The sequence below is a fragment of the Micromonospora okii genome, from assembly GCF_020884795.1.
Lineage (GTDB): Bacteria > Actinomycetota > Actinomycetes > Mycobacteriales > Micromonosporaceae > Micromonospora > Micromonospora okii.
Genome location: NZ_BBZF01000019.1, coordinates 297994 through 310915, shown reverse-complemented (window position 1 = coordinate 310915; position 12922 = coordinate 297994). Strand labels below are relative to the sequence as shown.

12 protein-coding genes are annotated in these 12922 nt (G+C 68.4%); all 12 read right to left on the bottom strand.

All coding sequences use genetic code 11. The features are described from left to right. Window positions 1-222: 222 nt before the first annotated feature. The 12 genes from LPU43_RS18460 to LPU43_RS18405 all read right to left on the bottom strand — a co-directional run bounded on the left by LPU43_RS18460 (window position 223) and on the right by LPU43_RS18405 (window position 12795). Complete coding sequence (locus LPU43_RS18460) at window positions 223-846, bottom strand: RICIN domain-containing protein (protein WP_229401693.1); 624 nt, start codon at window positions 844-846, stop codon at window positions 223-225. A 266-nt stretch (window positions 847-1112) separates the two neighbouring features. Continuing rightward, window positions 1113-1406 carry a hypothetical protein gene (locus tag LPU43_RS18455; protein WP_229401692.1) on the bottom strand — a complete coding sequence of 98 codons (294 nt, stop codon included), beginning with the start codon at window positions 1404-1406 and terminating at the stop codon, window positions 1113-1115. Between the two features lie 138 nt (window positions 1407-1544). After that, window positions 1545-1934 (bottom strand): hypothetical protein, encoded by a 390-nt coding sequence (locus tag LPU43_RS18450; RefSeq protein WP_229401691.1) that lies wholly within the window; start codon window positions 1932-1934, stop codon window positions 1545-1547. A 123-nt stretch (window positions 1935-2057) separates the two neighbouring features. After that, window positions 2058-2717: a response regulator gene (locus LPU43_RS18445; RefSeq protein ID WP_229401690.1), complete on the bottom strand. Its 660-nt coding sequence runs from the start codon at window positions 2715-2717 to the stop codon at window positions 2058-2060. Then, a complete protein-coding gene (locus LPU43_RS18440; protein ID WP_229401689.1) occupies window positions 2714-3868 on the bottom strand; it encodes a sensor histidine kinase in 1155 nt (384 codons plus the stop codon). The genes LPU43_RS18445 and LPU43_RS18440 overlap by 4 nt, the downstream gene beginning before the upstream one ends. Next, complete coding sequence (locus LPU43_RS18435) at window positions 3868-4704, bottom strand: CPBP family intramembrane glutamic endopeptidase (protein ID WP_229401688.1); 837 nt, start codon at window positions 4702-4704, stop codon at window positions 3868-3870. Before LPU43_RS18435 ends, LPU43_RS18440 begins: the two co-directional genes overlap by 1 nt. Window positions 4705-4841: 137 nt before the next feature. Then, window positions 4842-5342: an NOB1 family endonuclease gene (locus LPU43_RS18430; protein ID WP_229401687.1), complete on the bottom strand. Its 501-nt coding sequence runs from the start codon at window positions 5340-5342 to the stop codon at window positions 4842-4844. Next, on the bottom strand, window positions 5339-5476 hold the full coding sequence (locus tag LPU43_RS18425) for a hypothetical protein (RefSeq protein WP_229401686.1): 138 nt from the start codon (window positions 5474-5476) through the stop codon (window positions 5339-5341). The genes LPU43_RS18430 and LPU43_RS18425 overlap by 4 nt, the downstream gene beginning before the upstream one ends. Next, complete coding sequence (locus tag LPU43_RS18420; RefSeq protein WP_229401685.1) at window positions 5477-6676, bottom strand: aldo/keto reductase; 1200 nt, start codon at window positions 6674-6676, stop codon at window positions 5477-5479. It lies immediately after the preceding gene. 338 nt (window positions 6677-7014) lie between these two features. After that, window positions 7015-9456, bottom strand: a complete 2442-nt coding sequence (locus LPU43_RS18415; protein ID WP_229401684.1) for an NACHT domain-containing protein — start codon at window positions 9454-9456, stop codon at window positions 7015-7017. Window positions 9457-9526: 70 nt separating this feature from the next. After that, complete coding sequence (locus tag LPU43_RS18410; RefSeq protein ID WP_229401683.1) at window positions 9527-10486, bottom strand: hypothetical protein; 960 nt, start codon at window positions 10484-10486, stop codon at window positions 9527-9529. Continuing rightward, the gene (locus LPU43_RS18405) at window positions 10483-12795 is read right to left on the bottom strand and encodes a restriction system modified-DNA reader domain-containing protein (protein WP_229401682.1); all 2313 of its coding nucleotides are present in this window, start codon (window positions 12793-12795) and stop codon (window positions 10483-10485) included. The genes LPU43_RS18410 and LPU43_RS18405 overlap by 4 nt, the downstream gene beginning before the upstream one ends. Between the last annotated feature and the right edge of the window lie 127 nt (window positions 12796-12922).

The window sequence follows — 12922 nt, the reverse complement described above, 5'->3', positions numbered from 1 at the left end:
GTGCCACAGCGTAGGGCCGGTCGGGGTGGCGGGCCGTCCTCGACGAGGTCGCGGTGCGTGTCGGCGACCGGTTCGGGCGGGCGCAGCCGTGTCGGCCCGCCGGGACGGTCCGTGGAGGGTTGCCGTCGCGGAACGTACGTGGGTGGTGCGGCGGGAGCGGGCCCGGCCCGGCACCTACCGGGCGCGCTCCCGCCGGGGGTACGGCTCAGTGTGGATCCGGGATCACTGTTGAATCCAGATCTCCCCGGTTCTGTCGTCGCACTTGTCGATGACGACGAGCGCTCCCTGATTCGGGTTGTTGCTGACGACGCTGAGGCAGTTACCGCTCTGCACGCCCACCAGTCGCTGCTGGCTGTCGTACGTCCACTGCTGATTCGGTTGGCCCGCGCAGTCCCAGACGTAGACGCTGGCTCCGGGCTGGGTCTGGGCTTGGAAGACGTCGAGGCACTTCTGGTTGAGGGAGTTCACCAGATTCCCGTTGTTCCAGTGCCAGTACTGTTCCTTGCCTTTGGCGTCACACGTCCAGTTGACGACGGGGGCGCCGTCGTAGTTCTGGGCGTTGTAGATCGTGAGGCACAGATTGGACTTCCCGTTCGCCAACTGGAACTCGGCGCCGTCGGCCGGGCCTCCGCTCGGATAGCTCGACGGGCTGCTGCTCGGTGCGGCGGACTGCGACGGCGCCGTCGCTGCGGCGACCGGCGACAGGCCCGAGGTGGCGCGTTCCGGCTGAGTCGTCGCCCCGGCGGGCGGCGGCCACAGCAGCAGGCTCAGTGCGAGGAAGGCGGCTGCGGATCCTGCCACCAGGGCCCGACGGTCACGGCGATGATGAATCACGCGTTCATCCATTCGTCGACATCAATGGTTTAAGCAAGTATCCGAGCGGGGATGGGGAATTGCAATGGCCGACTGTTAACAGAAGTTTCCCCTGCGGGGATTACGGCTCCGACCGGGATGACACGCACGTATCGTCCACTCCGGACAGTGGCGCGCGGGGCGGCGCCTCGCCGACCGCGATCAGGGCGTCCTCCCAGGCCGGGGAATCCGAGGGCCCCGGCGCTGGTGGTGACACGGGGCGAGCCCGACAAGGGGCCGTCAGTCGCGCCTGGAACCGCTCAGCCGAGGCCGCGGTGGGCCGCCCAGAGCGCGCCGGCGCGCCGGGCGGCCCCGTCGACGAGGGCGGCCAGTTCGGGCCGGTCGGGCACGGGGAACGAGACGTACGTGCCCCGCCCGCCGGCGGTCGGCCGGCCGTACGCTTTCGCCGCGAGCCGCCCGTCGGGCAGGAGCCGCACGTTGAGCGTGCTCAGCGTGAACTCCTCGCCGCGTCGGACGTCGGTCCAGCGCAGTTCCTCGGGGATCGTGACGTTGATCGCCAGGGCGCTCACGTCGATCGCTGCGTCGCTGTCCATGCGTGCATCCTGCCACCGTGACGCGACGTGCGGTCGACTGCGCGAGGGCTTCGGGGTCGGCCGGGGAAACCGGCGGCGGGCGACCGTTGCTCTTTCCGGCGAGGCGAGTATCGGACTGCTTCGTATGCGGCTGACGTGTCAGCAGCCGCCCTGGTGCGCGCTCACCTTCGTCACTCGCACCGGAAGGTAGAAGATGTTTCCGCCGCGGGAGACGCAGGACGTGCTCTCCCTCACCTCCCCGTCGGGGAAGGTGTAGTTCCAGGTGACGTCGAAGTTCTGGGACGTGTAGTTGTAGTAGGTCTTCGCCGGAACGTTCCCGGACCAGTTGGTGATGGTAACCAGGGACGGGGTCTCCGTGGGGCCGGTGTTCACCGGAGCCCAGTTCGGCCAGACGCAGAACGTGCCCGGCTGGCAGTTCCCGGGCGGCCAGGCTTCGTCCGTCGGGGAGGCGGGCGTCGCCGACGCGGGGGAGGCGGCGGCCAGGATGGCCGCCGTGGTTGCGGCAACGGCGATGGCTTTCAGCGGCACGGCTCTTCCTTCCGAGCGAATTTGATTGATACCAATCAATACGCGTCGAAATTACCATCGAGAAAGTTGAGCGGTCAAGCACTTGGCTCGCCATCGCCCACGTGGGGGCGGCGGACCGTCCCCTCAGGTCACCAGGCCCGCCCGGTACGCGTACACCACCGCCTGCACCCGGTCGCGCAGGCCGAGCTTGGTCAGGATGCGCGACACGTACGTCTTGACGGTCTCCTGGCTGATCACCAGCCGGGCCGCGATCTCGCCGTTGGAGAGGCCGTCGGCGATCAGGCGCAGCACCTCCAGCTCGCGCGGGGTCAGGCCGGCGTCGAGAGGCGTGCCCTCGGCGGGGCGGATGCGCGCCGCGTACCGGCCGACGAGCTGCCGGGTCACCTCGGGGGCCAGCAGCGCGGCACCCGAGGCGACGGTGCGGATGCCGTGCAGCAGTTGCGCCGGTGGGGCGTCCTTGAGCAGGAACCCGCTCGCCCCCGCGCGCAGCGCCTCGTAGACGTACTCGTCGAGGTTGAACGTCGTCACCACGAGCACCCTGACCGGGTGGGCCACCCCGACGCCGGCCAGCAGGCGGGTGGCCTGGATGCCGTCGAGCACCGGCATCCGTACGTCCATCACGACCACGTCCGGGCGCAGCCGGCCGGCGAGGTCGACGGCGGCGCGGCCGTCCCCGCACTCGCCCACGATCTCGAGGTCCGGCTGGGCGTCGATGATCGTGGCGAAGCCGGTGCGGATCAGCGCCTGGTCGTCGCAGACCAGCACCCGCACCGGCGCGGTCACGACGCGCTCCCGGTGGGGATGCGGGCCCGTACGACGAAGCCGCCGCCCGCCCGCGCCCCCGCGCTGAACTCGCCGCCGAGCACGGCGACGCGCTCGCGCAGCCCCGCCAGGCCGCGCCCGCTCCCCCCGGGGGCCCCGGCGGAAGCGCCCGAGCCGTCGGTGCCGACCTCCACAGTGATCTCCCTTTCGTCGTGCCGCACGTGTACGGCGGTGCGGCTGCCGTGGGCGTGCTTGAGGGCGTTGGTCAGCGCCTCCTGCACGACCCGGTAGGCCACGACCTCCGCGCCGCCGGTCGTCTCCGCCGGGCTGCCCTCCTGCGTGAACTCCACCGGCTGCCCGGCCCGCCGGGTCTGCTCCACCAGGGCGTCCAGCTCGCCGACGGGCGGCGTGCGCGGGTCGGTACCGTGGTCGGGATTGAGCAGGTCGAGCAGGTGCCGCAGGTCGGTGATCGCCCGCCGGCCGGTGTCCGTGATGGTGCCCAGCGTCGTGTCGAGGCGGTCGGGGGCGGCGGTCAGGTAGCGCGCCGCCTCGGCCTGCACGACCATCGCCGTCACGTGGTGGGTTACCACGTCGTGCAGCTCGCGGGCGATGCGGGTGCGCTCGGCGGCGCGGGCGGCCAGGGCGACGTGGTGGCGGCGCTCGGCCTCGGCGGCCCGGGACTGCCGCAGCCAGGCCCCGATACCCCAGGCGAGGGCCAGCGCCAGGTAGAACGTGACGAACCCGGTCACGCCCTCGGGCGAACCCTGCCGGTCCAGGGCGACGGCCAGCGCCACGTACGCGGCGGAACCCACGACCAGGGTGGTACGCCGCCGGCGTGCCAGGTGGGCCCCCGCGCTCACCAGCGCGATGGCCAGCGCGGCACCCGCGACCGTGTGGTAGGCGCGGAGCTGGTCGAGCGCGAAGCCGAGCGACACCAGGGCGAGGCAGAGCGCCGGCCGGCGGCGACGGACGGCGAGCGGCAGGCACTCCAGGGAGACCGCCACGACGGTCAACGCGTCGGAGGGCCGCCCCGGCAGGTCACCGAGCTGCGTGCCCTGGTTCTGTAGCGCCGGCAGCACCGAGGCGAGGACGAGCAGCAGCGCCAACGGGAGGTCCCGGACCGTGACGTCCCACCGCCGCCACGCGTCCGGGAGCCTCCGGAGATCGACCATCAGGAGACCGTAGCGGTCGCCGCCGGCACCTCCGCCACCCGGCGGCGACGCGGGACGAGGTTACCGCGCCGGTGCGCCAGCCACAGGAACACCACGGTCAGCGCCACCCCGGCCGCCACCGCGAAGAGGCTGCCCTCCGGCCCGAAGTCGCCGCCGCTGAGCAGGGCCGGGCCCGACGTCGTGGCGTCCAGCAGCCCCGTCGACTCGCCGTTGCCGGAGACCGCGACGCTGAAGATGCCACCGGCGGCGAAGTTCCAGCCGAAGTGCAGCCCGATCGGCACCCACAGGTTGCGGAAGGCGGCGTAGCAGGCGGCGAGCATGAAACCGGCCTCGATCGCGATGGCCGTCGCGCCCCACAGGGTGGCGTCCGGGTTGACCAGGTGCAGCAGGCCGAACACCACGCCGGTCAGCAGCAGCGCGATGAAGGTGCCCACGCGCTCCTCGATCACGCGGAACAGCACCCCCCGGAAGATCAGCTCCTCGGTCGCGGCGGCGGCGGCCATGAAACCGAACAGCCCCACCGCGCCGGTCACCGAGCCGAGGCCATCGAGGTGGTAGCCGCCCAGGACGGCGATGGTGACGATGACGGCCGCGAACATGCCGTACCCGATCAGCGCCCCCCGGGCGATCCGGCCGGCGGCCCCGGCCCGGGCCACCTCCGTGACCTCGCGGCGTTCGGTGCGCCGCACCACCCAGCCGTAGACGGCGACGGCGGCCACGGCGGTCGCCATCCCGAGGACCAGGCTGAGCCAGGGGTTGCCCTGCACCGCCGCGACGGCCTGACTGCCGACGAGGGAGACGGCCACGACGGCCAGCAACTGCTTCAACAAGCGCACGATGACGATTCCTTCGAAAGGTCGCGGCCGAAGCGCCGCGGTCCTCTGCAACGCTATGGATCGGCGGGCCGGGAATCGTCACCACGCGGTGGACACCTGCGGGTAGCTCGCACGGGGGACAGGCGGCCCCGAGGCGCTCAGGAGGCCAGGGGTCGTGACAGCGTGACGCGGAGGTCTTCCAGGTCCCCCGGAGGCACGGTGGCCAGGAACTTGCGTTCGCCATCGGTCATCTCGACGATCCACACGCCGCGAACCTGTTGCGAGACGCGCTCGACCTTGATGCGGTCCTGCTCGGGCGGTCGCTCGTTCGACCGCTTGCACTCCAGGATTACCGCGAGAGTCGCCAGCAGGATTGCATCCGCCTGCTCGCGCGAATCTCCTCGACGCCTGTTTCCCATCAACTGCTGAAGTCCCGCGTACGCGGCATTGCCGAGCACGCCGGAACCGACCGCGCCGAAGATCCAGACTGCTACGGAGTACCACGTGGCGGCAGCGGACGAGCCCACCAGGTTGCCTGACTCCTGGCGCGGCCAGATGTAATTCCCGCAGGCCGGGCAGAATTCCTCGTCGGTCCGTGCGCCGCAGGTGTGGCAGCGGGCCTCGGCTGCGGCGGCATCTTCCTCGCTGCGGTCGCTCACCGCACCATGCTGACAGCCCGCCGCGCACGGGGCCAGGCCGGGAGCACCTCGCGCCAGAACCAGTCGGCCGAGACCGCGGTGGGCCGCCCGTCGGGCAGGAGCCGCACGTTGAGCGTGCTCGGCGTGAACGCCACTCAGATCCAGTTGGGTAGGGAACCCGCGCCGTAGCGCTCGCCGTACCCGCCGCCGGGCAGGATGGTGCCGATGGTGAAGAGGTCGGCGTCGGTGAGCGTGAGGTCGGCGGCGGCGACGTTCTCCTCGACCCGCTCCACGCTGCGGGTGCCCGGGATCGGCACGATGTACTCCTCCTTGGCGAGCAGCCAGGCCAGGGCGAGTTGGGAGACCGTCGCGCCCTTCGTGGCGGCCAGGTGGCCGAGCCGGCGTACAGCGTCGAGGTTCTTCTCGTAGTTGCCGGGCTGCCAGCGTGCGTCGGTGCGCCGCATGTCGGTCTCGTCGTACTCGGCGGCGGGCTTCACCGTGCCGGTGAGGAAGCCGCGGCCCAGCGGCGAGTACGCGACGAAGCCGATGCCGAGTTCCTCCAGGGTCGGGAAGAGCTCCTCGGCGTCGCGTTCGAACAGGGAGTACTCGGTCTGCAGGACGGAGACCGGCTGCACGGCGTGGGCCCGGCGGAGGGTCTCGGAGCCGGCTTCGCTGAGCCCGAAGTACTTCACCTTGCCGGCGTCGATGAGCTCCTTGACGGCGCCGGCGACGTCCTCGATCGGCGCGGCCGGGTCGACGCGGTGCTGGTAGAACACGTCGATGTAATCGACGCCGAGGAAGCGCAGGCTGTTGTCGAGCACCTCGCGGATGTGCTCGGGCCGGCTGTCGAGGCCGTAGTCACGGGTGAAGCCGAACTTGGTGGCGATGACGACGTCGTCCCGGAAGTCCCTGACGGCCCGGCCGACGACCTTCTCGTTCTCGCCCCAGCCGTACAGCTCGGCGGTGTCGAAGAAGGTGACGCCCAGCTCGTAGGCGCGGCGGATGGTGGCGACGCCCTCCTGCTCGTCGCTCGGGCCGTAGGCGAGGTGCAGGCCCATCGCGCCATAACCGATCGCGGAGACCGTGAGGCCCTGCCGTCCGAGGGTGCGCTGCTGCATCGTGGTGCCCTTCGACGAGTGCGGTGCTGGCGTCCTGCGGATTTTCCCCCAGCCCGGCGGCCCTCGTGGCGTATTCGACGCGGAACCCCGAAGGACGGGCTCCGCCGCGCGGCCGCAGGTCGACCGTGAGCCGGTTGCCCGGATCGTGGTCACCTTGTCGGTCTTTGCGTTCTTCTCCGCCCAGTCGTACGCCTGTTGGCGCAGCTCCGGGTTGCCCGACAGCAGGGCGTCGACCATGGTGGCGAAGAGCGAGACGCATAATTCGCGCCCGGCTGTGCTCCAGCTCGTACCGCCCCGGCACGGGTGCCGAAGGCTGAGCCGTTCCGGAGGTTGAACACGATCCGGGAACCGGCGTAACGGTCGCGATAGACGACGTTGTTGCGGCGCACGCCGTGCTGGGGGATCTAAAGGCCCTCGAGTCGCCGGATTGAGCTTGCGTAGGTTGTCGAAGAGGAGTTTCTACCCGCGCCCCAGTTTGTCAGCGGACTGAGCAGGCGAGAGCGGTGGCGAGCAGTACCACGGAAAGTCCCCGATGGTGCCCAGCGTTACTGCGGAAAACCGGTGAGCGTCTGAGCTCAGCGGGTGTCCACGCCGTCGATCCTGGCCAGTACCGGCGCGTCGACAGCGGGGTCCTGCTCCGCCAAGTGATCACGTAGGGTCCGGTGGATGAACGCATAACCCCCGAAGACGCGCTGCATGATGATCCGGTCGTCGGCGTATGAGAGAAACTCCAGAAGGCGAGTGGGTAGCAGACCGGAGCGGGCGAGGCCAAAGGTGACGGCGCGGTGGCGCAGCCACGCACGACCGGGCCCGGCCGTCAGCATGAGCGCGATGGTCATGGGAAGAGCCGCCACGACGGTAAACCAGGGGCCGCCCAGGATAAATACGATGCCCAGCAGTACGAAGACGATGGCCAGCAGTGTCACCATCATCCGGATGAAGCGGCGTATGGAGGCTTGCAACCCCTGCCCTGGTGACGCGGGTGGCTTACTGGAATCCGGAACGCTTCCGCCGCTGATGCCACCACCGATGCCAAGGGTCAGTGCGATGAGTGACGCTGCTGGCCAGGATGCCCCGACAGCGACGGGCGTACCGATCGCGATGGCGCCGAACGACGCCCAGAAGAGGAAACCCGTCACCATCGAGCGGAACGACTGGACCCAGTTCGAGGTGGCATAGGCGGTATCTTCCTCTCGGCCGATGAAGGGTACGAAGAGTCGGTTCAGCCGGGGTACTTGCAGCAGCACACCGAAGGTAACGGCGATGCCGAGGCCGAAGAACACTGCGGCACCCAGTGCGGTGAGCAGTGCGCCTCGTGCTCCGCCCAGGAGGGCGCCGAACGGCGCGGTGGCGAGAGCACCGATCAGCGCGGCGAGGCCGCCACCCACCAACCCGGTGCTGGTATGGTCCCAGCCCAGGACACGAGCGAGCCGGGCGACGAAGCCCCGCCGCTCCGGAAGTGGCCACAGGGGATTTCGTCCGGGCAACCAGGCCGGGGTGAGCCAGTCCGGGTAGAAGACGGTCTCGCTGCGACGGCTCATCAGCCGGGCCAACCAGATCAGTGCGTACCGTGCCTCGGCCGGCGTGAAGGGGGACTCCGTCTGCTGGGGCAGGTTCCGCAGGTTGCGCAGGCTACGTCGCCTGACGAGCATTCGATGCAGGAAGAGCCGGTAGAGTACGTCGCGGTGTTGCGTGTCGCTGCCGCCAGTGGGCAACACGGCAGCCGGTGCGCCCCTGTACGCGATCGTCGCCACGCCCAGCATAAGGGGGGTGGTCAGCAGTTCCCGCAGGGCGTCGTCGTGATCGCTGGCGTGCCGTAGCGGGTCCAAGTCAGGCCCGGCGCTGCGCAGCGCCCGTTCGATCTGAGAGCGGGTCAGAGGTCGCACAGCGAGCGCTACGTCGAAGGCGAGTCTCTGCCCGCGTTGGTAATCTTCGGTACGACAGGTGAGCACTACCCCGGTACGGGCGAACTCCGGGGCCCTGACGAACGTGTTGATTGCTTCCACGCACGCATCCTGGTATTCGCTGTCGACTTCGTCGAGGCCGTCCAGAAGTAGGATCACCCGCCCCTGGTCGAGCTCCTGTCGTACCTGCCGCGGCGAGACACCGTAGCGCTCGCCGATCTCCGTGCAGGACCAGGAGCAGAAGTCGGGCTCTGTCGTGCGCCATCGGGAGAGCAGGAGCACCACCGGTATCGGAACATTGCCATCAGCCTTGGCCCGTTCCAGGAGTTCTTCGGTCAATTTGAGTAGATGCGTCGTCTTTCCCGACCCGGGCTTGCCGATCAGCAATACGCGGTTGCTCTGGTCGTAGACTTCGGACAACCTGGTGCCCTCCGGCAGCGGCTCGGGGGCGCCGAGGTGCTGTAGCGGAGTCGCAACGGTTGCCTCGTACGCCTCTACCGCGTCCGGTTGGGCGTCGAGCTGTACCTCCAGGCGCACGGCGTTCTGGAGCGATCGGTGTAGGCCGTCCGTGATCCACCACTGCTGTACTCGTTGCAGGACGCGGGCTCTCGTCGTTATGTCCGCCTCCCCGCTTGGGCTTGTCGTGGGAGTGTCCGTCTTGGTGCGGGCCCTCACCGCCCACAATGCCACCAACCAGGCGACCACGGCGAATCCAGCCAGAGTAAGCAGCACAGTCAGCTGCTCACGCCGCCCGAGACCTGGCGCGAGCCGCAGGCAGGCCGCCAGCCCTGCCGCTAGGGTGGCTGCGCCGAAGGCGAGGATCCAGCGTTGCCGTACCGACACGATGGTGGTCCGGTCTGTCGCAGGAATGTCAGCGGCTGGCTGAATTGGGCTCTGGTTGCGCCCGATGATTATGACGAGAAGGGCGCTGAGTAGGGTGAGCGCGGCTGCAATGATCATCATCCGGCCGAAACTGTCGGTCCATCCACTCACCAGGGGCGAGCTGGAGGTAGCGATGTTGATCACCATGCCGATGGCGGAGTTCACCATTGCGTTGCATAAGGTAAAAAGGGGTAGCGCAAGCCCGTCAATGCGATTCTGACGTCGCCGCATTACTCCATTGTGCTCAGCTGAAAAGGTCTTTGCAAGGACGTATTGCCGACAGTGAGCAGAGTGCCGAGCATCAGGCGATGGCCAGCGCGATGGCCGGCAGCAGATCGGTCAGATCGACCATTTCGACGTGCGCGGCCGGTCCGGCAACGAAATCCCGGATCTGCACCTCCGGTGAGCCGAACCGCTCCTCGAACCTGCGTCGCAGCACAGGCGACGAGCGGTTCAACGCCCACGCCGCTGTTCCCGTCGAACTGCGCAGAAAGCGGATTGCCGGCGGCCCGGCGACGTAGAGCTGGGCCTGTCGTTCGGACTCGTCCAGGGCCAAATGCACGAGGTCGGCGAACGTGCCGCGCTGGCGCATCGCGTCGGCGCCCTTCCAGACTGACATCTTGAACTCGGCGATCCTGCGGTCAGTCTCCAGGTCGTATGGCCTGCTCGGGTCGTTGCCGGCCGCCAGCGACGGTCGGCGCAGCACCCGCTCGCCCTCCTCGAGGATCAACGGAACGACCTGCGTGATCACGGCGGCGTGGATGACGTCGCTGAGTCGGCCGGCGTGCTTGCGCACGAGCAGCGCGGCGAGGAGGAGGTCCATAGTCAACCCGGATTCGTCGGCAAGCTCGGCGGCCAACGGTTGGCTTGCGCCGGCCATCCGTGCCTCGAGATCGGCGATCCTTCCGGTCAGATCGGTCGACCCAGTGAAGTCGATCAACCTGGTAAAGGCCTCGGCCGGGTTCGGCCCATGGTCCGAAGCGAGGTCGGGTTTGCTCGCCACGGCCTGTGCGCCTCCGGTGGGCAGGTTGCTGGTCGTGAAGCCGACCGCGCGTAGGTGGCGGAGGGCGATGTGCGACGTGAACCTGTCCCGTGGCAGGCGCAGGGCAGCCCCGAACGCCTGCTTCACCGGCCACCGGATGCCGTCGACCTCAACCCAGTGCTCCCGGACGTCCTCACGGACCTGGGCGGCCAGCCCGGCTCGAACCGTGTCGGCGTCGAGCCGGTAAGGCTGGCCGTTCAACCGGAAGGTGTGGATCATCGCCCGCTGTACTGACGAATCAAGCGGAGGAAGTTTCGCAACTTCTGGACATCCTTGGGACGGACCGGGTCTGGATTGAAGTGCATGACGTTGTTGCGCACCTTACGGAGCTTGTCGAGGCGGGCGATGAAGGTCTGGCGGTCGAGGGGCCAGCTGAGCTGCTTCCAGCAGTTCTCATTGTTGAGCACGGCCTGATACTGGCTGATGGACATGGAGTCGAAGGCTTTGAAGGAGAGCCGTGCCGAGGTGCAGGCCTGCCGCACCGTCTCCTCATCGAAGGTGTTCTGGATGAGGAGACGCAACTCCTGGTCGATCTCGCCGATGAGGAAGAAAGGAGTCGCCGTCTCGTCGTATTTCCGAACGACGTCGGCTGCGGTGATGATACCGCTGATCTTCTTCTTCTCGTCCCGAACGAAGATGAACCCGTGCTGCTGCAGTGTCTTCAACACGTCGAGCAGGCGGGTGCCGTAGTCGAAGACCCGGTCGCGAGCGCTGCGGTCGATGGCATCACTGAAGGTCGCTGCTGGATTCCGATGCTTCGCCTTCGCAATCGACTCCCACGTCACGGCGCCGTCCACCGTGTATGGCGTAGCCAGAACCGCGATCTGTGAGAAATCATCGACCTCCAGAGCCGTGATCGCCTGCTCGAAGGATGCGGTGGGGGAGACCCAGACCAGAGACATGTCGTCTGGAAGCAGGTTTCCCAGGGTGAGGCCGATGTCGACGCTCTCCTCGCTGACGTCGGCCGGCGTCGGCTCACCGGCGTCACTACCCGCCGGCGTTTCGCTCGTGCTGCCGCCGCCGTCCTGCGGAAGGACCACCATCCGGATCGACTTGTCGAGGCTGACAGCACGGAAGTCCGGCACGGTCGTGAGCCCGTGGTTGGCCAGGTCCGCGTCGATCTGGAGGTTCGCCGTCCGGTCGCGATCGTCCAGCCCCCACTGCTTGATGAACTCACGTACCGTGAGCTCCCTAGGCCTGCCCGCCTCGGCCTCAGCTCGGGCGTCCTCGAGCGCCGCAAAGCGCTGCCGTGCTGCCGCCGCCTCTTCCTGCGGCTCGCCCTGGTCTTCTCCCACCTCCTCGGCGACGTCCTTGAGGAGCCTGACCCGTAGTTGGTGCAGCGTGTGGCCGTCCGGCTGGACCTGCCAGACAGCCCAGCCGGGGACGGCACGGACATCGGCAACCGTGGCTGCGGCGCGTGATGGGGTGTCGAACTCGCGACCGTCAGAGAGCCTCAGCCGTCCACGCTCCGTGACGGTCGCCCGGTGGGGCGTTTCACCGATGCGCTGCTGGTAGGCGAGCTCGGCTCCGGGCTGGAGGAGCCCGGCGGCGATCAGATCGGAGAGACGGACCCGTCGGCCGTTGATCAGAAGCTCCCGGCGGACCCGGGACGGGCTGTTCGGCATGTCGTTGCTTTCGTTCGTAGCGGGAAGGTGCTCGTCTCCGGTGTCAGATTCGTCTTCGAGCCTGGGTTCGTCGTCGGGGGCGCTTTCCGCCTCGTGCGGTGCCTCCATACGCGGCACGAGGATCGGATGGACGCCCAAGGTCTTGCTGGCGACGGCAAGACCGCCTACTCCGGCGGCGTCCTTCGTCAATTCGCCGGCGGACCAGCGCCACCCCAGGACGGCGAGTTGGTCGGCGCCTCTGCCCAGACTGGTGTTCGCGTAGTCATCGACCACCCGGACGGTCAAGAGATCGGCGTGCTGGTGTACCCGACGCGCGGCGTACATCAACTTGGCTTCCCGACCTGAGGGACGGTTCGACCGGTCGTAGCCGGACGGTGCAGCCGTTACCTCGCCCACGCGCCAGGCATCCACCAAGGCGGCGATCTCCGGATAGTCCGTCAGGAGGGTGACCTGGTATGCCGGCACCAACTTGCGGATCGCCCAGAAAAGCGCACGTACCTCGGCGGCAAGCTCACCCGGCCCGTCGAACTTACGTCGCGTGGTGGTCGCTCCGAAGCCGTAGTGCCCGTCGCTCGCGAGATAGCCCCAGCCCCGAGGATGTTCGTAGGCAGTCGCGTGGAGCTGGTAGCAGCCGACGATCGCCGCCTCGATATGGCTGCCTTCTGCGACGACGAGTTGTTGGAGCTGCTCCTCCCTCATCCACCGGTCGCGTCTGATCACCGATATCGCGCCGCGCTTGGCTTCCTGAGCGGTGGCCATGCGCAATGGATCGGGGTGCTCGCAGATTCGTCGCGCCTTCAGAGTCCGCCATGGCTCCGGATGAATCCATCCATCGACGTCCTGGATGCAGATCACGCCGCAGTTGCGGCAGATGTGTTCGCCCGCGCTGTTCGTGCCCGTCACAACGGATTCGCCCGTCCTCTAATCTCGGATCGCCGCAGCTTAAACGATGATCCAAGCCGAGAGTAGTCGCCAATCCGACATGCTATCCAGTCAGGACGGACGACCGGCGAGCCATCGTGGACGCTGG

Excerpts from the sequence above, each read along its gene's own strand:
- LPU43_RS18460 (WP_229401693.1), bottom strand. The coding sequence starts at position 846 with ATGGATGAACGCGTGATTCATCATCGCCGTGACCGTCGGGCCCTGGTG.
- LPU43_RS18455 (WP_229401692.1), bottom strand. The coding sequence starts at position 1,406 with ATGGACAGCGACGCAGCGATCGACGTGAGCGCCCTGGCGATCAACGTC.
- LPU43_RS18440 (WP_229401689.1), bottom strand. The coding sequence starts at position 3,868 with ATGGTCGATCTCCGGAGGCTCCCGGACGCGTGGCGGCGGTGGGACGTC.
- LPU43_RS18420 (WP_229401685.1), bottom strand. The coding sequence starts at position 6,676 with ATGGTCGACGCCCTGCTGTCGGGCAACCCGGAGCTGCGCCAACAGGCG.
- LPU43_RS18415 (WP_229401684.1), bottom strand. The coding sequence starts at position 9,456 with ATGCGGCGACGTCAGAATCGCATTGACGGGCTTGCGCTACCCCTTTTT.
- LPU43_RS18410 (WP_229401683.1), bottom strand. The coding sequence starts at position 10,486 with ATGATCCACACCTTCCGGTTGAACGGCCAGCCTTACCGGCTCGACGCC.